The sequence below is a fragment of the Allokutzneria oryzae genome (genome assembly GCF_042429765.1).
Classification (GTDB): Bacteria; Actinomycetota; Actinomycetes; order Mycobacteriales; family Pseudonocardiaceae; genus Allokutzneria; species Allokutzneria oryzae.
On record NZ_JBHLZU010000030.1, the window covers coordinates 56,157 to 75,746 of the forward strand.

Here is a 19,590-nt window from a genome sequence, read left to right on the forward strand (position 1 = left end):
TGTCTGAAGTTGTGACTCTATTCCCTCATGTGGGTGGATAGCATCGCCACGCCTTTCCGGGCATGTCACCGTGAGTTGATCAACGAACGAGGAGTCGGCATGACCATCCGAGCCTTCAGGCGCGCGACCGCGCTGCTGGCCAGCGCGGTCACCCTGACCGCGGTCGGTGGCTGCGGCCTGATCTCCGGCTCCGACGAGGCCGCCGCGCCGAAGCCCGAACGGAGCACGCTGCGCATCGGTGTGCTGCCCAGCGTCGACGTCGCGCCGCTCTACCTGGCCCGCAACGAGAAGCTGTTCTCCGCGGCGGGGCTGCAGGTCGAGTTGATCGTCGTCGACGACGACAGCTCCGCGGTGCAGCAGCTGGACAGCGGGACGCTGGACGTCGCCTTCGCCAGCCACGTGACGCTGTTCCGCGCGGTGCACTCCGGCAAGGAGCTGCAGCTCCAGGGCGAGGCCTACCAGGCGGCGGAGAACACCATGGCCCTGGTGACGCTGCCCGACTCCGACTACGACACCCCGGGCGAGATCCAGAAGCCGAAGATCGCGGTGAACCACAAGGACGATCTCGGCACGCTGACGACCGAGAGCGTTTTGCAGACCGCAAACGTCGCCAAGGGCAACATCAAGTGGACGTCGATGCCGTTCTCGGACATGGTCAAGGCACTGGAGTCCAAGAGCGTCGACGCGGCCTGGATGGTCGAGCCCTGGATCACGAAAGCCCAGCGCTCCAACGGTGCGCGCGTGCTGACCGATACCGCGCGCGGCTACACCCTGGACTTCCCGATGTCCGGGTACGCCGCGAGCAAGAAGTTCGCCGACGCGAACCCCAAGACCCTCGCTGCATTCCGCAACGTGCTCGCCAAGGCGCAGGAGCTCGGCACCAACCGGCTCGCCGTGCAGGAGGTGCTGACCGAGTACGCGGAGGTCGACGCGCAGACCGCGGGACTGGTCTCGGTCGGCAGCTACCCGGTCTCGATCAACCCCGTCCGGCTGCAGCGGGTCGCCGACATGATGGAGACCTCGCAGCTGCTGACCAGCCGTCTCGACGTGCAGCAGCTGCTGCCTCCGGCGACGGTGTCCTAGTCGTCCATATAGATAGGTGTCTTCCGTAGTTCTGGTTGTCCCCTGAGAGGGGCGCCCCAGGGGCATGGGGCGCCCCTCACGTCGTTCAGGCCCGTTGCCGCGCCCGCACCTTGAGGATCACCGGAACCACGACCGCCAGCAGTGCCAGCGCGAACATCAGCTGCGCGAACGGGGTGGCGAACAGCGCGCCCGGATCGCCCTGGCTCACCAGCAGCGTCTTGAGCAGGTTGTCCTCGGCGATCGGCCCCAGGATCAGCCCGACCACCGCGGGAACCACCGGCCAGCCGTAGCGGCGCATGGCGTAGCTGAGCACGCCGATCCCCAGCAGGATGAGCAGGCCCTGCCAGGACTGGCTGGACGCGTAGGCGCCCAGCGAGGCGCATACCAGGATTCCCGCATAGAGATAAGGACGCGGGACCTGGAGGATCTTCACCCAGATCCCGGCCAACGGCAGGTTCAGCACCAGCAGCATCACGTTGCCGATGCACAGCGAGGCGATCAGCGTCCACACCAGTGCTGGCTGGGTGTCGAACAGCAACGGCCCCGGCTGGATGCCGTAGCTGCCGAAGGCGGAGAGCATGATCGCCGCTGTCGCGGAGGTCGGCAGGCCCAGCGTGAGCAGCGGGACCAGCACCCCTGCGACCGCGGCGTTGTTCGCCGCCTCCGGGCCGGCGACGCCCTCGATCGCACCGTTGCCGAACTCCTCCGGCCGCTTGGCCAGCTTCTTCTCCACCGCGTAGGAGAGGAAGGTGGTGACGACCGGGCCGCCCGCGGGCATGACGCCGAGCGGGAAGCCGATGAAGGTGCCGCGCAGCCACGGCTTCCACGAGCGCTTCAGGTCCTCCTTCGGCAACCACCACGTCCGGTTCACCGGGACCAGCTTCGGCGGGGAGTGCCGCAGCCGGGAGGCCACGTACAGCGTCTCCCCGACCGCGAACATGCCGACCGCGGCGATCACCACGTCCACTCCGTTGGCCAGGTCGAACAGGCCGAAGGTGAAGCGGGGCTGGCCGGAGATCGGGTCCAGCCCGATCAGCCCGAGCGCCAGCCCCACGGTCAGCGAGGCCACCCCGCGCAGCGGTGAGGCGCCGAGCATCGCCGAGACGGTGCAGAACGCCAGCACCACCAGGGCGAAGTAGTCGGCCGAGGTCAGCGACACCGCCCAGTCCGCCATCACCGGAGCGAGCACCGCCAGCAGCACGGTGCCGATGGTGCCCGCGACGAACGAGCCGATGGCCGCCGTGGCCAGCGCCTGGGCGCCGCGCCCGAGCTTGGCCATCTTGTTGCCTTCGAGCGCGGTGATGATCGACGCCGACTCGCCGGGGGTGTTGAGCAGGATCGACGTGGTCGACCCGCCGTACATCCCGCCGTAGAAGACCCCGGCGAACAGGATGAACGCCGAGGTCGCGGGCACCGAGAAGGTGATCGGCAGCAGCAGCGCGACCGTCATCGCCGGCCCGATCCCCGGCAGCACGCCGACGAGGGTGCCCAGCAGCACGCCGAGCAGGGCGAACAGCAGGCTCTCCGGAGTCAACGCCGTGGCGAAGCCCTGCATCAGGTAGTCGAATGAGCTCACCGTCATGTCCACATCTGGAAGGGGCCGCCGGGCAGGTACGCCCCGAGACCGAACACGAAGACCGACCACAGACCGATGGCCAGCGCGAACGAGCTGACCAGCACGACGACCCAGCGGCGGGCGCCGAGCACGGCCGCGGTGCCCGCGAACAGCGCGGTCGCCGCGAGCGGCCAGCCGATCGGCTCGATCAGCAGCGCGTGCACCGCGAACAGGGCGATCACCACGAACATCGCCCGCCAGTCGGTCCCGCGGTCCGGATCGACGTCCTCACCGTCCTCCGGCGGCGCAGTCCGCCCGCGCAGCACCTGCACCGCGAGCAGCGCGGCGACCACTATCAGCAGACCGCCGACGAGGTAGGGGAACAACCGCGGCCCTGCCGTCGCGGCGCTGGGTGGCACCACGATGGCCGGGGTCTGGACGAGCACGTAGACGCCGAGGGCCGCGAGCAGCCCGACGAGCACGAGCTCGCCCCTGAAGCGCAGCGATGGCACTTACTTCACCAAGCCGATCTCTCGGAGCACCTTGCGCGCTGCAGCGTCCTCGCTCTCGATGTAGCTGTCGAACTCGGGACCGGTGAGGAAGGCGTCGTCCCAGTCCTTGGCCTTGAGGGTCTGCTTCCACGCCGCGGAGGAGTGCATCTTGGTGACCGCGTCGACCAGCCGCTTCTTGGCGTCCTCGCTGAGCCCCGGCCGGGCGACGACACCGCGCCAGTTGAGGTAGCTGAGCCCGATGCCCTGCTCGGTCAGCGTCTTGACCTCCGGCATCAGCTTCGAGCGCTGGGACCCGGACACCGCGATCGCGCGCAGCTTGCCAGCCTTGATGTGCTCGGAGTACTCGGTGATGCCGGAGATGCCCGCCTTGGCCTCGCCGGAGAGCAGCCGGGCGACCGACTCGCCGCCGCCCGCGTTGGGCAGGTACGTCAACTGCGCGGGGTCGATGCCGACGCGGTCGGCGATCAGCCCTGCCAGGATGTGGTCGACGTCGGCGACGTAGCCACCGGTGATCACCGTGCCCCTGGGGTCGGCGCGCCACGCGGTGAGGAACTGTTCGAGGTTGCGGTACGGGGTCTCGGCGGGGACGACCAGCGCGAGGCTCTCACCGGTCAGCCTAGCGATCGGCGTGGTGTCCTTCAGTGTCTTCTCGGACTTGTTGTTGATGATGCCGGCGACCATGACCTTGCCCATCTGCATGAGCAGGTCGTCGTCTCTTTCACCGACGAGCTTGTTCAGCCCGGCGACTCCGCCCGGTCCTTCGAGATTGAAAACCTGCACACCGGTCGCGAGTTTTTCTCGCTGTAGTACGTCCTGGAGCGCCTGTGCGGTCTGGTGCCAACCGCCACCGGGTTTCGCGGGGACCATGATGCGCAGCCCGTCAATGGTGGAGTCACCCCCGCCCTGGGAACCGGTGCACCCCGCGAGGAGGCTGCTCGCTGCGAGAAGGGAGACGACAAGGAACTGGCGGCGGCGGGTCACTGGCGACTTCCTTAAGTGGGACTTGAGGTCAACGACGCGCGAACTTTCCACAACAAATCGGAAAAACTCGACGCGACGTCGCGCATCCCAGCACAACACGACCAGTCGCCGCACTTCCGGCACGAACATTCGGGTGATTCAGAAATCAATATTGCTAATTGGATTGACTGGCGCCACGTGCGCGGTTTCGCGCTCTCACGCGCAGAATCAGCGGAAGCACCACGGCCAGCACCGCCAGCCCAAACATGATCTTCGAAAACGCACTCGACAGCAAGACGCCGGCGTCGCCCTGACTGATCTGCAGGGCCTTGCGCAGGTTCTCCTCGGCGACCGGCCCGAGGATCAGGCCGAGCACCGCGGGCGCGACCGGCCAGCCGTAGCGGCGCATGGCGAAGCCGAGCGCGCCGATCACCACCAGGACGAGCAGCCCGGCCGTGGACTGGCTGGAGGCGAACGCGCCGAGCGAGGCGCACACCAGGATGCCGCCGTAGAGGTACGGGCGCGGGATCTGCAGCAGCTTCACCCAGATCCCGGCCAGCGGCAGGTTCAGCACCAGCAGCAGCACGTTGCCCAGGTAGAGCGAGGCGATCAGGGCCCAGACGAGCTCGGGCTTGGTGTCGAACAGCAGCGGGCCGGGCTGGATGCCGTAGCTGGTGAACGCGGCCAGCATCACCGCCGCGGTCGCTGACGTGGGAAGCCCCAGCGTCAGCAGTGGCACCAGGACCCCGGCGGCGGCGGCGTTGTTGGCCGCCTCGGGACCGGCGACACCCTCGATCGCGCCCTTGCCGAACTCGTTGTTCTTGCCCGCCAGCTTTCGCTCGGCCGCGTAGGACAGGAACGTGGTCACGTCAGCGCCACCCGCGGGGACCGCGCCGATCGGGAAGCCGATGAACGTGCCGCGCAGCCACGGCTTCCACGAGCGCTTCAGGTCGGCCTTGGGCAGGCCCCACGTCCTGCTCACCGGGATGACGTGCACCGGACCGTGCCGCAGCCGCGAAGCCACGTAGATCGCCTCGCCGACCGCGAACAGCCCGACCGCGGCGATCACCACCGGGATGCCGCGGTTGAGCTCGTCGATGCCCATGGCGAAGCGGGACTGGCCGGTGAGGTTGTCGATGCCGATCAGACCGAGGTACAGCCCGACCGCGAGCGAGGCGATCCCGCGCAGCGGCGAGCTGCCCAGCATCGCCGCGACGGTGCAGAACGCCAGAACGGTCAGCGCGAAGTAGTCGGCCGAGGTCAGCGAGGTGGCCCAGTCCGCGACCGGCACCGCGACCAGCGACAGCAGCAGCGTGCCGATGGTGCCCGCGACGAACGAGCCGATGGCGGCGGTCGCCAGCGCCTGGGCGCCACGGCCCGCTCTGGCCATCTTGTTGCCTTCGAGAGCGGTCACGATGGACGCCGACTCGCCGGGGGTGTTGAGCAGGATCGAGGTGGTCGACCCGCCGTACATCCCGCCGTAGTAGATGCCGGCGAACATGATCAGCGCGGCGGCGGGCGGGACCGTGAAGGTGATCGGCAGCAGCAGCGCGACCGTCATCGCGGGCCCGATCCCCGGCAGCACGCCGACGAGGGTGCCCAGCAGCACGCCGATGAAGGCGAAGAGCAGGTTCTGCGGGCTCAGCGCGCTGGCGAAGCCTTCGAGGAGGAGATCAAGCGAACCCATTGACCAGTCCCTGCAACGGCCCACCCGGCAGGTAGGCGCCGAGTCCGAACACGAAGACCGACCACAGGCCGACGGCGAGCACGAGCGAGGCCAGCACGATCAGCCACCACCTGCGCGCGCCGAGCACGACCGCGACGCCGGAGAACAGCAGCGCGGCAGCGAGCGGCCAGCCGATCGGCTCGATCAGCACCGCGTGCCCGGCGAACAGCCCGATCAGCAGCAGCACGGCCCGCCAGTCGGTGCCCGCGTCCGGGTCGACGTCCTCGCCCTCCTCGGGCGGGGCGGCCTTGCCTCGCAGCACCTGCACGCCCAGCAGCACGGCCACGCCGACCAACAGTCCACCGATCAGGTACGGGAACAGCCTGGGACCGGCGTTCTCCGCCATCGGCGGCACCATGATCGACGGGGTGGTGCCCAGGGTGTAGACCCCGAGTCCGGCCAGCAACACCACCAGCAGCAGCTCACCGCTCGGCCGGGTCCGCTCGGCAGCTCGCTCCGCGTCGGTCTCCGACTCGGGAGAGCTCACTTCACGGCGCCGATCTCCCTGAGCGCCTTGCGCACGGTGATGTCCTCCTGCTCGATGAACTTGGCGAACTCGTCGCCGGTGGCGAACGAGTCCTCCCAGTCGTTGCTCTTGAGGATCTGCTGCCAGGTCGCGCTGTCCCGCATCTTCTTGATCATGTCGATGTACTGCTGCTTCACGCTGTCGGACAGGCCCGGCCTCGCGACGACGCCGCGCCAGTTCAGGTAGCTCAACGCGATGCCCTGCTCGGTCAGCGTCTTGACGTCGGGGACCAGGTTGGAGCGCTTCTGCCCGGAGACGGCGATGGCGCGCAGCTTGCCGGACCTGATCAGGTCCTTGTACTCGCCGACCCCGGAGATGCCGGCCTTGACCTCACCGGAGAGCAGCTTCGGGATGGACTCGCCACCACCGCTGTTGGGCACGTAGTTCAGCTGGGCGGGGTCGATTCCGACGCGGTCGGCGATCAGCCCGGCCAGGATCTGGTCGGCGCCGCCCGCGGAACCGCCGGTGATCACGGTGCCCTTCGGGTCGGCGCGCCATGCGGAGAGGAACTGCTCCAGGTTGCGGAAGGGCGCGGACTCCGGGACCACGAGCACCAGGCTCTCGCCGAGCAGCCGCGCGATCGGGGTGGTGTCCTTCAACGTCCGCTGCGAGTTCGCGCTGATGATGCCGCCGACCATGACCTGGCCCATCACCATCAGGACCTTGTCGTCCTTCTCCCCTGCCAGCTGGCCGAGGCCGTTGACGCCGCCGGCGCCCTCGACGTTGTAGACCTGGACCGGGGGCGCGGCGAGGCGGTCGCGCTGGAGCACGTCCTGCAGGCTCTGCGCGGTCTGGTGCCAACCGCCGCCGGGCTTGGCCGGGGCCATGATGCGCAGTCCGGTGACCGGTGCTCCGGAGCTGCCGCCGCCACCAGCCCCGGAGGAGCATCCGGTGACGAGCACGGCGGCCGTGGCCAGGGCGCCGACAAGCAGAGAGCGTCGGCGCGGGTTGGAGCGCGACATGGGGTCCTGTTCCTCCCGTGAGCGAAACTGCTCGCGGTGAGTGACCGTCCGCCGCCAAAAGCAGTGGTCGAACCCGTACAGGTCACTCACAGGGAGTAACACGTGAGCGCTGGTCACGCACCGCGTGCATTCCAGCACACCGTGACGGACACCACCAGAGTTGCCAGACGATTGGAGTAGATCGGAGCACCCGTCACACGGCTACGCGGCGGCGTCCGGCTTGCCGAGGCAGTAGGTGACGGCGGGCTCGGTGTAGGTCCACGCGGCGTCGGGATTGCCGCACAGCGTCGCGTCGGCCTCCCCATCATGCGCCTTGACGATGCGGATCGCCCCGGACTGCGAGCAAGGAGCCCTGGCGAGGTCGGTGTCCTGATCGGAGCCGGTGACCGTGAAGCAGTCGCCCTCCCTGGCGTTGGCCATCAGGCAGAGCTTGAGACCGCCGGAACGGCGGGTGCGCTCCCAGTACTCGATGTAGTCGCCCTCGGGGCACGAGCCGCTGCTGTTGTCCAGCTTCTTGGCGACCTTGTAGGTGGCGCGCGGGTCCTCGCAGGCCACGATGGACACAGTGGGGTTGGAGCCGCCACCCGCCAACGTGACGCACTCCCCCGCCGAGACCTTCTGCGCGTCCCCTCGGAGCAGGACGTACCCCGTGACGATCATGGCGAGCACGGCGAGCGGAACAGCGACCCGTAGCCACAACGGGCGCTTCTGTGTGCGCGGAGCGGGAATGAAGTTCGGCTTCCCCTGCTGTTCGGGTCGTTGCGGGGTGAAGGCGGGCCGCCCCTGCTGGGAGTAGCCGAGGCCCGGCGGCCGGTCGTGCGGCTCGGGCCGGCTCGGTGGCGTCGTCACCGTCAGTCCTCTTTCGTCCCTGTGCTCTCCGTGACAGCGGCTGAACAATGTAGCCCGGCCGGGTGACGAGGCGTGGCGTGGAATACGGCGTGCGTGTCGTGGCTTGTCTCTACGGTGCAAGACTGGGGTAGGGAGTGCGAGCGCGAGGAGTGCACGAGCTGTGACCGACGGACCACTCATCGTCCAGTCCGACAAGACCCTGCTGCTTGAGGTCGACCACGCGGCCGCGCCGGACGCGCGGATCGCCATCGCGCCGTTCGCGGAGCTGGAACGGGCGCCCGAGCACGTGCACACCTACCGGGTCACGCCGCTGGCGCTGTGGAACGCGCGCGCGGCGGGCCACGACGCCGAGCAGGTCGTCGACGCGCTGGTCCGGTACTCCCGCTACTCCGTCCCCCAGCCGCTGCTGGTCGACATCGTCGACACCATGGGCCGCTTCGGGCGGTTGCAGCTGACCAACCACCCCGCGCACGGCCTGACGATGCACTCGCTGGACCGCGCCGTGCTCGAAGAGGTGCTACGCAACAAGAAGGTCGCGCCGATGCTGGGCGCGCGCATCGACGACGACACCGTGATCGTGCACCCCAGCGAACGCGGGCGGCTCAAGCAGATGCTGCTCAAGATCGGCTGGCCCGCGGAGGACTTCGCGGGCTACGTCGACGGTGAGGCGCACCCGATCGCCCTTGAGGAGAACGGCTGGGCGCTGCGCGACTACCAGCGGATGGCGGCGCAGGCGTTCTGGGCAGGCGGCTCCGGCGTGATCGTGCTGCCGTGCGGCGCGGGCAAGACCATGGTCGGCGCGGCGGCGATGGCCGAGGCCCAGGCGACGACGCTGATCCTGGTCACCAACACCGTCGCAGGGCGGCAGTGGAAGCGCGAGCTGATCGCCAGGACCTCGCTGACCGAGGACGAGATCGGCGAGTACTCCGGAGAACGCAAGGAGATCCGCCCGGTCACCATCGCGACGTACCAGGTGATCACCCGCAAGACCAAGGGCGAGTACAAGCACCTGGAGCTGTTCGACTCCCGCGACTGGGGCCTGGTGGTCTACGACGAGGTGCACCTGCTGCCCGCGCCGGTGTTCCGGATGACCGCGGACCTCCAGTCGCGACGGCGGCTCGGGCTGACCGCGACCCTGGTGCGCGAGGACGGCCGCGAAGGTGACGTGTTCTCGTTGATCGGCCCGAAGCGCTACGACGCGCCGTGGAAGGACATCGAGGCACAGGGCTGGATCGCGCCCGCCGACTGCGTCGAGGTCCGGGTCACGCTGACGGAGAACGAGCGCTTGGAGTACGCCACCGCCGAGGCGGAGGACCGCTACAAGCTCTGCTCGACGGCACGGACGAAACTGCCCGTGGTGCGGGCGATCCTGGACCGCCACCCCGGCGAGCCGACCCTGGTGATCGGCGCCTACCTCGACCAGCTGGAGTCGCTCGGCGAGGCGCTGAACGCCCCGGTGATCCAGGGCTCGACGAAGAACAAGGAGCGCGAGGCGCTCTTCGACGCCTTCCGCAGCGGCGAGATCACCACGCTGGTCGTGTCCAAGGTCGCCAACTTCTCCATCGACCTGCCGGAGGCATCGATCGCGGTGCAGGTCTCCGGCACGTTCGGCTCCCGTCAGGAGGAGGCTCAGCGACTCGGAAGGTTGTTGCGCCCCAAGGGAGACGGCCGCCAGGCGCACTTCTACTCGGTGGTCTCACGGGACACGCTGGACACGGAGTACGCGGCGCACCGGCAGCGCTTTCTCGCCGAGCAGGGCTACGCCTACCGGATCGTGGACGCCGACGACCTGCTCGGTCCCGCGCTCCCCGAAGTGGGCTGAGGCGTGCGGTTCTCGGTGGCGGGCGTGTACGCGTTGCCGCTGCGCAACCGCTTCCGCGGCATCACGGTCCGGCACGGCGTGTTGATGGAAGGCCCGTCGGGCTGGGGTGAGTTCTGCGCGTTCGAGGACTACTCGGACGCGGAGTCCGCACCGTGGCTCGCCGCGGCCATCGAGTCCTGCTCGGGCTCATGGCCCGCACCGCTGCGATCCAGCATCCCCGTCAACTGCACGGTTCCCGCCGTCTCGGCGGAGCGCGCGTTCGAGATCGTCGCCGCGTCCGGCTGTTCCACGGCGAAGGTGAAGGTCGCCGACCCAGGACAGTCCATTGTGGACGACGAAGCGCGGGTCGCGGCCGTTCGCTCCGCGCTCGGCCCCTCCGGCGCGATCCGGGTGGACGCCAACGCCGTGTGGTCGGTCGACGAGGCCGTGACTGCCATCCGCGCGCTGGACCGCGCCGCAGGCGGGCTGGAGTACGTGGAGCAGCCGTGTCGCACGCTGGAGGAACTGGCGGCGGTGCGGCGGCGGGTCGACGTGCGGATCGCCGCCGACGAGTCGATCAGGCGCGCCGAGGACCCGATGAAGGTGGCGGTCGCGGGAGCGGCGGATGTGGCCGTGCTGAAGGCGACTCCGCTCGGCGGGGCCCGCCGGGCGCTGGAGGTCGCCGAGGCGTGCGGGCTGCCGTGCGTGGTGTCCTCGGCGCTGGAGTCGAGCGTGGGCCTGGCATCCCAGCTCGCTCTGGCCGCCGCGCTCCCGTCGTTGGATTTCGCTTGCGGTCTGGGCACAATCTCGCTGTTCACCTCGGACGTCACCGAGGAGTCGTCGCGCCCGGTTGACGGGTATTTGCCAGTCCCGGCACGCGCTGCCACTCCGACGCTGTTGGACGGCGTACGCGCCGACGCCGCGACGGAGCGCCGGTGGCTTGAGCGCCTGGACCGAGTAGCCGCGTTGTTGGGCTGAAAATCGCCGCGCTTCGTGGTCGCGGCGGGAGTCCCGGCGAGGCTTACCTCTGGGTGGGTAAGCCCCCTCCCCTACTTTCCATTGTCTCACGCGGGACCGACAGCATGCGGAGTTGTTGGCTCTGCTGAGCCGAGTTGTCCACATCGGCATCAGTTGTCCACAGATCGCCGGGGATGGGTTGTCTACATCCGGCCTCCTCGTCAGGCTGGGGAGACCAGTCGGACGAGGAGGTGGTCGGAATTGCCTTGCCCCACAATCGAATAGCGAGATCGCGAGCGCAGGTCTTGGTCAGTTTCCCGGACGGGTCAGGACGTCGTTGTTCGCGCCCACGCTCCGGATGATGCGTTCGGTGCGGGTGATGGCTTCCTTGTTGCGCGCTGACGCGGGTGCTGTGGTGAGGTCCAGCAGACGGATCGGCGGACCGAGCTCGACCAGCGTCGGCAGGAACTCCGCAGTCCCCACCTTCCACTTCGATCCCTCGCGGACGAAGGTGAAGCGACCGATCGCGCCCTCTTCGCTCACCCCACGGGGTTCGGCGTGCTTCGCGATGTGATTGCCGAGACCGTAGGCGACCCACTTGTCGCCGATCTTCTCGAACGGCTGCACGACGTGCGCGTGGTGCCCGATGATCAGATCCACGGACGGATCACCGAGGATCTTGCGGGCGAGCTGCTTCTGCTCCGTGGTGGGCTCGTGCTTGAACTCCGTGCCCCAGTGCAGGCTGGCGAGAACGACCTCGGCCCCCGCGGCCTTCGCGGCGCGGGCGGCGGTGAGCACCGCGTTGGCGTCGAGCTTGTTGGACAGCCACGGTGTGCCCGCGGGCACCGGGATCCCGTTGAACCCGAAGGTGAACGACACGTGGCCGACCTTCACCCCGTGCACGTCGAGGATCCTGGGCTTCGCGGCCTCCTCGGCCGAGCGGGCCGAGCCGGTGTGCGCGATGCCCACCGCGTCCAGTGCGTCGAGCGTGCGGGTCACGCCCGCCGCGCCCTGGTCGATGGTGTGGTTCGAGGCGGTCGAGCAGGCGTCGTACCCGGTGTCGGCGAGGCCCTTGGTGACCTCGGGCGGAGCGCTGAAGTTCGGGTAGCCCTTGAACGGGCCACCCGCCGGGGCGATCGGTACCTCCAGGTGGCAGATCGCCAGGTCGGCTGAGGAGATCGCGTTCTTCACGCCGGACAGCAGCGGGCCGTAGTCGCGGCTTCCCTTGCCGTCCTTGGTCGCCTGGTCGGTCAGTTCGGGGTGGATGAGCACGTCCCCGGTGGCGACCACGGAGAACGAGGAGCCGGGCTGGGTGGTCCGCGTCGGGGGCTCGGCAGCTCCCGGAACGGACGACGGGGCGGGTGACGGGGTGGTCTCTGCGGAACACGCGGCGAGTGCGACCGCGCCGAACGCGGCCACGGTGAGTCTGCGCGCCCGGGTTCCCCTGGATGACATGGCCATTGTCTACAGGACGCTCAGGGGGCGCTCCGGGTTGGTTTCCGGGGCTACCCCGATGTCCTGGGGCTGTCGGCGAGCGAGAGTGGAGGCATGTTCGACACCGACACCACCACCCAGACCGGGAGCTCGGTCCGCCGGCTCCGCCGCAGCCGCAACGACCGGATGGTCGCGGGTGTGTGCGGAGGCGTCGCCCGGATCCTCAACGTGGATGCGGCGTTGCTGCGCATCCTGCTCGTGGCCGCGACCCTGCTGGGCTTCGGCACGGGCGCGGTCCTCTACCTCATCTGCTGGATCGTGATGCCCGAGGACGTCTGAACACTCCACGAACTCGACGCCGGGGACGCGGGCGCCTGTTAGCGCCTGCGCCCCGTGTTCCCGGCGTCGGGCCGGGGGGTGGGCGCCCAACCGACCACCCCCCGGCACCACCTCTGGATGGCCCGCGTCCTACCTCGGCAGTCCCGGCACGCCCGGCCGGGTCTGCCACGGGTGCGGGCCGTCCAGCGGCCGGTACTCCACCCCCAGCGCGTCCAGCCTGGGCAGGTGGTGGTCGGAAAGCCTGCGCAGGAACGCCTCGGGGTCGCGTTCCGCAGGGCTCCACACCACCTCCGCGAACGCCGACAGGCGTGGGAAGGCGGCGTAGTCCAACCGCCTCGGGGTGTCCAGGTGCTCGGTCCACAGCTGTGCCTGTGCGCCGAGGACCTGGGCCGCCGCGCTCGCTTCGAGACCGGCCGGGACCGGCTCGTAGGCGTAGACGTCGGCGAGGGTGCTGAGGTAGCCGACCGGGATCGGTTCCCCGGGATGGTCCGACTGCCGGTGATCCAGGTAGACATGCTGCTCGGGGCACATGACCACCTGGTGACCCGCGCGGGCGGCGTCCACCCCCGCCTGCTCACCGCGCCAGGACGCCACGATCGCGCCCGGTGGCAGGTCGCCGACCTCGGCGATCTCGTCCCAGCCGATGATGCGGCGGCCGCGCTCGGCGAGGTGCACGGCCATCTGCCTGATGAACCAGCCGTGCAGCTGCGCCTCGGTGGTCAGGCCCTGCTCCGCCATGCGCGCCCGTGCCTGCGGGCTCGCACTCCACTGGTCGAGCGGGACCTCGTCGCCGCCGACGCAGATGATCTCCGAGGGGAAGACCTCGACGACCTCGTCGAAGACCGTGCGGAAGAACTTCACCGTCTCGTCGGAGACGTTGACGACGTTGGGGTTGATGCCCCAGCCGGTCCACACACCGAGCTGGTCGCCGGTGTTGCCCAGCTCTGGGTACGCGGCGATCGCCGCCTGGGTGTGCCCCGGCACGTCGATCTCCGGGACGACGGTGATCCCGCGCGCGCTCGCGTAGGCGACGATCTCCCGCAGGTCGTCCTTGGTGTAGTAGCCGCCGTGGGGTCGGTTGTCGAGCGCGCCGAGCTTGCCGTGGCCGACCGTGGACCGTTCGCGCCAAGCGCCGATCGTGGTGAGCCGGGGATAGCGCTCGATCTCCATCCGCCAGCCCTGGTCGTCGGTCAGGTGCAGGTGCAGGACGTTGAGCTTGTGGGCGGCCATCAGGTCGAGGAACCGGAACACGTCGGAGCGCGGCAGGAAGTGCCTCGCCACGTCGAGCAGGCATCCACGCCAGCCGAACCTCGGCCGGTCGAGCACGACACCACACGGCAGCTCGAACTGTCCACTGTGGACAGGAGAGCGGCGGAACGCGGCGGGGCCGAGGAGCTGGCGCAGGCTCTGCGCCGCGTAGAGGGCACCGGTCTCGTCACCGGCGCGGATCCACACCGCGGTCGGTGTGATCTCCAGCCGGTAGCCCTCGGCGGGCAGCGACGCGTCCAGCGAGAACGCGATCACCGCGACTCCGGACTCCGTCAACGGAAGACCGGTCGCCGCGCGCAGCTCGGCGCGGAGCCATTCCACCGCGGGCAGCGACCCGATCAGCGCCGTGGCCGGCCCCAACGGGAAGACCCCGTCGGCGGGCTCGACCTCTGCGGGACGTGGCAGCAGAACATCGAACGGCGACAACACCGCTCACCCCTTCACGGCCCCGGCGAGCCCCGAGACCAGTCGTCGTTGCACGAAAACGAAGAAGATCAGCACCGGGATCGTCATCAGCGTGGAGCCCGCCATGATCGCGCCCCAGTCGTTCTGGTCCGGCTTGAAGAAGGCCAGGATGCCCAGCGGCAACGTCTGCTGCTCGGACGCGGAGATGATGAAGGTCTTGGCGAACAGGAAGTCGTTCCACGCGTGGATGAACGACAGCACGCTCGTCGCGACGAGGCCCGGCGCCACCAGCGGGAACAGCACCTGCCAGGTGAAGCGGAAGCGGCTGGCGCCGTCGAGGGTGGCCGCCTCCTCCAGCTCCACCGGCACCGCCGCCACGAAGCCGCGCAGCATCCAGATCGCGAAAGGCAGGCCGAACGCCAGGTGCACCAGCACCAACGAGCCGAGGTGGTTCAGGCCGAAGACCGGCGCGACGTCCCCGACCGAGCGCATCACGAAGAACAGCGGGATGGTCAGCGCCTCCACCGGAGCCATCTGCGCGACGAGCAGCATCACCAGCAGCACGGTGCGGCCCTTGAACCGGAACCTGGTCAGCGCGATCGCGGCGAGGAACGCGCACAGCAGCGCGAAGAACACCACGATCAGCGCCACCATGACGCTGTTGAGGAAGTATCGCCCGAAGTTCTGCACGTCGAGCACCCGGCGGAAGCTGTCCAGGGTCGGCGCGAGCGTCCACGGCCGCGGCGAGGTGGACAGCACCTCCCCCTCGGGCTTGAGAGCGGTCAGCACCATCCAGTACAGCGGGAAGGCGACCACGACCGCGACCAGCACGGTGACGATCTCCGCGACCGTCCTGTGTGGACGTTTTACGGCGAGTTTCACAGCGGCTCCCCCGAACGGCGCAGCGCGCGCAGGTACACGCCGGTGACCACCAGCAGCAGCACGGTCATCACGACGCCGATCGCCGAGCCCATGCCGTACTCGGAGGCGGCGAACGCCTTCTGGTAGGCGTAGACGTTGAGCACCAGGTTGTTGCCCGCGACGCCACCGCCACCGGTCATCACGTAGATCTGGGTGAAGAGCTTGAAGTCCCAGATGATCGACTGAATGGTCACGATCACCAGCAGCGGCCGCAGCAACGGCAGGATGACCATGCGCACGGTGCGCGCGGTCGAGGCGCCGTCGAGCGCGGCGGCCTCAAGGATCTCCTTCGGGATCGCGATGATGCCCGCGTAGAGCGTGACCATCACGAACGGGAACGAGCACCAGATCACCTGTGCCGCGACCAGCCCGAAGGCGACGAACTTGTCGTAGGTCCAGGAGTAGTTGGCCATCCCGTCGAAGCCGAGGCCGACGAGGACCTCGTTGACCAGGCCGAAGTCGGTGTCGAAGAGGAACATCCACACCGTCGAGCCCGCGACCGCCGGGGTCGCCCACGCGCCGAGCGCGGCGAGGAACAGGATCATCCTCGGCACCGCTCGCACTCTCGACGCGAGCATCGCCAGCGCCCCACCGACGAACAGCGTGCCGACCACGCACACGGCGGCGAACCCCACGGTCTGCACGAGCACGGTCCAGAACTGCGGGTCGCCGAAGAGCTGCTGGTAGTTGCCGAGACCGAGGAACTCCAGTGGCGCTCCCCCGCTCGCCTGCTCCTGCCCGTAGTCGTAGAGCGAGATCAGCACGAGCTGGTAGAGCGGATATCCCAACAGCCCGAGGAGAAGCAGCAGCGTGGGCGCGAGGTAGCGCGCGGCGGCCCAGCCGTCGCCGCGCCGTTTCCCTTGCCGAGCGGGCACTTCGCGCACCGGCTCGGCCATCATGACCTGTTGTGTCACCCGGACCGCCTAGGAGGTGAACGCCGAGTTCATCAGCCGCGCGGCCGCCGAGCTCGCCTGGTCGACCTGCTGGGCGCCGGTGATCACCTGCTGGATCATGTTGGGCAGCACCGCCTGCGCGTCGATCTTCGCCCAGGCCGGGGTCACCGGGACGAACTTGGTCCCGGCTTCGGAGGTGGCGATGAACGGCTTGACGAACGGGTCGTCGGCGCCGAGCGTGCGCTGGAGGTCGGTGAACGTCGGCAGGTTGCCCATGGCCTTGTAGAGCTTCTCCTGGTACTGCTTGCCGCCGAGCAGCTGCATGAACTCCTTCGCCAGGGTCCGGCGCGGCGTGGACTTGAGGACACCGAGCAGGTTGCCGCCCGCGAACGCGGGTGCGATGGAGCCCTCGGCGTTGCCGGGCAACGGAACCACCGCGTACTTGCCCTTGGCGGCTCCGGCCTCGACGGCCTGGCGGTTGAAGTTGCCGCCGATGGTCATCGCGGCCTTGCCGGAGACGAACTGCTGCACACTGGCGTCGCCGCCGTTCTGCGCGCACTGCGCCGGCGGGCAGATGTCGTCCTTGAGCAGCTCGGTGTAGCGGGCGATGCCGGACCTGCTCGACGCGCTGTCCACAGCGGAGGACCACGTGCCGCCGTCCTGCTTGGCGACGTCCCCGCCCGCGGCCCACACGAACGGCAGCATCGCGTAGGTGTACTTGCCTCCGACGGAGATGCCGTACAGCTCGGGCTTCGCGGCCCTGATCCTGCGCGCGAGCGGAGCGATCTCCTCGATGCTCTTCGGCGGTCGCACGCCGAGCTCGGCGAAGACGTCGGTGCGGTAGTACAGCGCGCGCAGGCCGACGAACCACGGGATGCCGTAGACCTTGCCGTCCACCTTGGCGGTCTCCAGCAACGAGGGGCTGAGGTCCTTGCCCTCCGGCCAGGCGGCCATGTCGGCGCTTAGGTCGGCGAAGCCGCCGGAGGCCACGTAGCCCGCGAGGTCGGTGTTGCCGAACTCGGCGGCGTCCGGAGCGCTCTTGGCGTCGCTGAACGCTGCCTTGAAGCGCTCGGCGCGAGAGGCGATCTGGATGTACTGGACATCGACCTTGACTCCGGAGTTGCGCGCCTCGAACTCCTTCACGGCCTCGGCGACGACCGCTTCCTTGGGGGCGCGGTTGACCTCGTCGAACAGCCAGACGCGGAGCGTGCCGGTCTTCTCGTCCGTGCCGCTGGACTGCGAGGTCGACTGCACCGGAGCGCAGCCAGAGAGCGCGAGCGCGCCGAGCGCGCCGATCACCAGGAGCCGCCTCAGCCTCATGTTCCGACCTCCGTTGCGTATTCTGCAACTGCTGTTTCACAATGGGCAATGGTCGGATGCTAAGTGGTCTGAACCAGGGCGACAAGAGACAGCGAGGGGCGCCTTCCCAGGCGGAAGGCGCCCCTCGCTGAACGAAATGGCTGGTCAGGCGGTGACGCGCGGCTCAACGTGACACAACTGTGCCCATTCCCGGACGGCCTCGGCGGAGACCGGGTCGCTCCAGCCCCGCGGCCGGACGGCGCTGCCCACGTGGAACGCCCGCACCCCGGCCCCACGCAGCCCTGGCACGTGCTCCTGCCGCAACCCACCGCCGACGAGCAGCTGAAGCGGGTCCTGCCGCAGCGCGAGCTCGTGCAGCACGGCCAGCCCGTTGGCGACCCCGTCCGGCGCCCCGGAGGCGAGCACTGTGTCCGCGCCGAGGTTCTCGACCTCGGCCCACGACAACAGGGGGTCCACGGAGTTGTCCAGCGCGCGGTGGAAGGTCCAGGCACAACCCTCCAGCTCGGTCAGCAGCCCGCGGCACGCCTCAAGATCGATGTTCGAGTCCGCGCTGAGAAAGCCGAGCACGAACTCGCTCGCCCCGGCCGCGCGCAGCTCGGCGGCGCTCCTGCGCAGGCCGTCGAGGTCGCCGGGGCGGTACCCGTCCTGGTCGCGGAGCATCACGCGCACGGGCAGCGTGGTCGACGCGAGCACCGCTCTGGTCGCCTCGACGGACGGGGTGAGCCCACCCGCCGACATGTCGGAGACGAGTTCGAGCCGGTCTGCGCCACCGGTCTGGGCGGCCTCGGCGTCTGCGGGATCCAGCGCGATGACTTCCAGCATGGCCGCCACCCTAGTGGTCTAGACCTTTTCTCAACCAGAGTCGTTCGTCTCTTTCAGGCAGGGGGCAAACACCGACGATCAACCCGGGAGACGGCGGAAACGAGAAGGGGGCCGACCGCGAGTGCGGTCGGCCCCCTTCTTCAGGTGGTGCGGAGCTGGGGCTGGATCAGAAGTCCATGCCACCGGCGTCGGGGGCGGCCGGAGCGGCGCCCGCCTTCTCCGGCTTCTCCGCGACGACGGCCTCGGTGGTCAGGAACAGACCAGCGATGGACGCCGCGTTCTGCAGCGCGGAGCGGGTGACCTTGGCCGGGTCGAGAATGCCCGCCTTGATCAGGTCCTTGTACTCGTTGGTGGAGGCGTCGAGGCCCTCGCCGGACTTGAGGCCCTTGACCTTCTCCACGACAACGCCACCCTCGAGGCCGGCGTTGACGGCGATCTGCTTCAGCGGAGCCTCGACCGCGACCTTGACGATGTTGGCGCCAGTGGCTTCGTCGCCGTCCAGGGTCAGGCCCTTGAACGCCTCGGTCGCGGCCTGGAGCAGACCAACGCCACCACCGGCGACGATGCCCTCCTCGACGGCGGCCTTGGCGTTGCGGACCGCGTCCTCGATGCGGTGCTTGCGCTCCTTGAGCTCGACCTCGGTGGCCGCGCCCGCCTTGATGACGGCGACGCCACCGGCCAGCTTGGCCAGGCGCTCCTGCAGCTTCTCGCGGTCGTAGTCCGAGTCGGACTTGTCGATCTCCGCGCGGATCTGGTTGACCCGGCCCTGGATGGCCTCGGCGTCGCCGGAGCCCTCCACGATGGTGGTCTCGTCCTTGGTGATGACGACCTTGCGGGCGGAGCCCAGCAGGGAGATGTCGGCGTTGTCGAGCTTGAGGCCGACGTCCTCGGAGATGACCTGACCACCGGTCAGGATCGCCATGTCCTGCAGCATCGCCTTGCGGCGGTCACCGAAGCCGGGCGCCTTGACGGCGACGGACTTGAAGGTGCCGCGGATCTTGTTGACCACCAGGGTCGCCAGGGCCTCGCCCTCGACGTCCTCGGAGATGATCACCAGCGGCTTGCCGGTCTGCATGACCTTCTCCAGCAGCGGGAGCAGGTCCTTGACCGAGGAGATCTTCGAGCCGTAGAGCAGGATGTACGGGTCCTCGAGAACGGCCTCCATGCGCTCGGAGTCGGTCACGAAGTAACCCGAGGTGTAGCCCTTGTCGAAGCGCATGCCCTCGGTGAGCTCCAGCTCAAGACCCAGGGTGTTG

Annotated in this window: 18 protein-coding genes; 4 read left to right on the forward strand and 14 right to left on the reverse strand. The window is 69.0% G+C overall.

Annotated elements, in window-relative coordinates; genetic code table 11:
• The first annotated feature begins 99 nt into the window (after positions 1 to 99).
• Positions 100 to 1,083: an ABC transporter substrate-binding protein gene (locus ACFFQA_RS33680; protein WP_377861085.1), complete on the forward strand. Its 984-nt coding sequence runs from the start codon at positions 100 to 102 to the stop codon at positions 1,081 to 1,083.
• An 85-nt stretch (positions 1,084 to 1,168) separates the two neighbouring features.
• Here ACFFQA_RS33680 and ACFFQA_RS33685 read toward each other — a convergent pair whose 3' ends face one another.
• The 7 genes from ACFFQA_RS33685 to ACFFQA_RS33715 all read right to left on the reverse strand — a co-directional run bounded on the left by ACFFQA_RS33685 (position 1,169) and on the right by ACFFQA_RS33715 (position 8,173).
• The gene (locus ACFFQA_RS33685; protein ID WP_377861086.1) at positions 1,169 to 2,665 is read right to left on the reverse strand and encodes a tripartite tricarboxylate transporter permease; all 1,497 of its coding nucleotides are present in this window, start codon (positions 2,663 to 2,665) and stop codon (positions 1,169 to 1,171) included.
• Positions 2,662 to 3,150, reverse strand: a complete 489-nt coding sequence (locus tag ACFFQA_RS33690) for a tripartite tricarboxylate transporter TctB family protein (RefSeq protein WP_377861088.1) — start codon at positions 3,148 to 3,150, stop codon at positions 2,662 to 2,664. Before ACFFQA_RS33690 ends, ACFFQA_RS33685 begins: the two co-directional genes overlap by 4 nt.
• Positions 3,151 to 4,131: a Bug family tripartite tricarboxylate transporter substrate binding protein gene (locus tag ACFFQA_RS33695; protein ID WP_377861090.1), complete on the reverse strand. Its 981-nt coding sequence runs from the start codon at positions 4,129 to 4,131 to the stop codon at positions 3,151 to 3,153.
• Between the two features lie 154 nt (positions 4,132 to 4,285).
• Positions 4,286 to 5,797 (reverse strand): tripartite tricarboxylate transporter permease, encoded by a 1,512-nt coding sequence (locus ACFFQA_RS33700; protein WP_377861092.1) that lies wholly within the window; start codon positions 5,795 to 5,797, stop codon positions 4,286 to 4,288.
• A complete protein-coding gene (locus ACFFQA_RS33705; protein WP_377861094.1) occupies positions 5,784 to 6,323 on the reverse strand; it encodes a tripartite tricarboxylate transporter TctB family protein in 540 nt (179 codons plus the stop codon). Before ACFFQA_RS33705 ends, ACFFQA_RS33700 begins: the two co-directional genes overlap by 14 nt.
• The gene (locus tag ACFFQA_RS33710; protein WP_377861096.1) at positions 6,320 to 7,324 is read right to left on the reverse strand and encodes a Bug family tripartite tricarboxylate transporter substrate binding protein; all 1,005 of its coding nucleotides are present in this window, start codon (positions 7,322 to 7,324) and stop codon (positions 6,320 to 6,322) included. The genes ACFFQA_RS33705 and ACFFQA_RS33710 overlap by 4 nt, the downstream gene beginning before the upstream one ends.
• A gap of 201 nt (positions 7,325 to 7,525) precedes the next feature.
• Positions 7,526 to 8,173 (reverse strand): LppU/SCO3897 family protein, encoded by a 648-nt coding sequence (locus ACFFQA_RS33715; RefSeq protein WP_377861098.1) that lies wholly within the window; start codon positions 8,171 to 8,173, stop codon positions 7,526 to 7,528.
• A 160-nt stretch (positions 8,174 to 8,333) separates the two neighbouring features.
• On the opposite strand from ACFFQA_RS33715, the gene ACFFQA_RS33720 reads away from it, so the two are divergent.
• Both ACFFQA_RS33720 and ACFFQA_RS33725 read left to right on the forward strand, forming a co-directional pair.
• Entirely contained in the window at positions 8,334 to 9,995 is a 1,662-nt protein-coding gene (locus tag ACFFQA_RS33720) for a DNA repair helicase XPB (RefSeq protein ID WP_377861100.1), read from the forward strand.
• Positions 9,996 to 9,998: 3 nt separating this feature from the next.
• Positions 9,999 to 10,952 (forward strand): o-succinylbenzoate synthase, encoded by a 954-nt coding sequence (locus ACFFQA_RS33725; protein WP_377861102.1) that lies wholly within the window; start codon positions 9,999 to 10,001, stop codon positions 10,950 to 10,952.
• 288 nt (positions 10,953 to 11,240) lie between these two features.
• On the opposite strand, the gene ACFFQA_RS33730 is transcribed toward ACFFQA_RS33725, so the two are convergent.
• Complete coding sequence (locus ACFFQA_RS33730) at positions 11,241 to 12,386, reverse strand: CapA family protein (RefSeq protein ID WP_377861104.1); 1,146 nt, start codon at positions 12,384 to 12,386, stop codon at positions 11,241 to 11,243.
• Positions 12,387 to 12,479: 93 nt separating this feature from the next.
• On the opposite strand from ACFFQA_RS33730, the gene ACFFQA_RS33735 reads away from it, so the two are divergent.
• Positions 12,480 to 12,704 carry a PspC domain-containing protein gene (locus ACFFQA_RS33735; RefSeq protein WP_377861106.1) on the forward strand — a complete coding sequence of 75 codons (225 nt, stop codon included), beginning with the start codon at positions 12,480 to 12,482 and terminating at the stop codon, positions 12,702 to 12,704.
• A 129-nt stretch (positions 12,705 to 12,833) separates the two neighbouring features.
• Here ACFFQA_RS33735 and ACFFQA_RS33740 read toward each other — a convergent pair whose 3' ends face one another.
• The 6 genes from ACFFQA_RS33740 to groEL form a co-directional block, all read right to left on the reverse strand.
• Entirely contained in the window at positions 12,834 to 14,399 is a 1,566-nt protein-coding gene (locus ACFFQA_RS33740) for a beta-N-acetylhexosaminidase (RefSeq protein WP_377861128.1), read from the reverse strand.
• A gap of 6 nt (positions 14,400 to 14,405) precedes the next feature.
• Positions 14,406 to 15,260, reverse strand: coding sequence for a carbohydrate ABC transporter permease (locus ACFFQA_RS33745; RefSeq protein ID WP_377861108.1), 855 nt, complete (start codon positions 15,258 to 15,260; stop codon positions 14,406 to 14,408).
• Positions 15,257 to 16,198 (reverse strand): carbohydrate ABC transporter permease, encoded by a 942-nt coding sequence (locus ACFFQA_RS33750; RefSeq protein ID WP_377861129.1) that lies wholly within the window; start codon positions 16,196 to 16,198, stop codon positions 15,257 to 15,259. The genes ACFFQA_RS33745 and ACFFQA_RS33750 overlap by 4 nt, the downstream gene beginning before the upstream one ends.
• A 24-nt stretch (positions 16,199 to 16,222) precedes the next feature.
• Positions 16,223 to 17,512 (reverse strand): extracellular solute-binding protein, encoded by a 1,290-nt coding sequence (locus ACFFQA_RS33755; protein WP_377861110.1) that lies wholly within the window; start codon positions 17,510 to 17,512, stop codon positions 16,223 to 16,225.
• A gap of 144 nt (positions 17,513 to 17,656) precedes the next feature.
• Positions 17,657 to 18,334, reverse strand: a complete 678-nt coding sequence (locus ACFFQA_RS33760; RefSeq protein WP_377861112.1) for a copper homeostasis protein CutC — start codon at positions 18,332 to 18,334, stop codon at positions 17,657 to 17,659.
• Positions 18,335 to 18,500: 166 nt separating this feature from the next.
• Positions 18,501 to 19,590, reverse strand: a 1,090-nt coding sequence (gene groEL, locus ACFFQA_RS33765; protein ID WP_377861114.1) for a chaperonin GroEL, incomplete at its 5' end; no start/stop codon positions are given.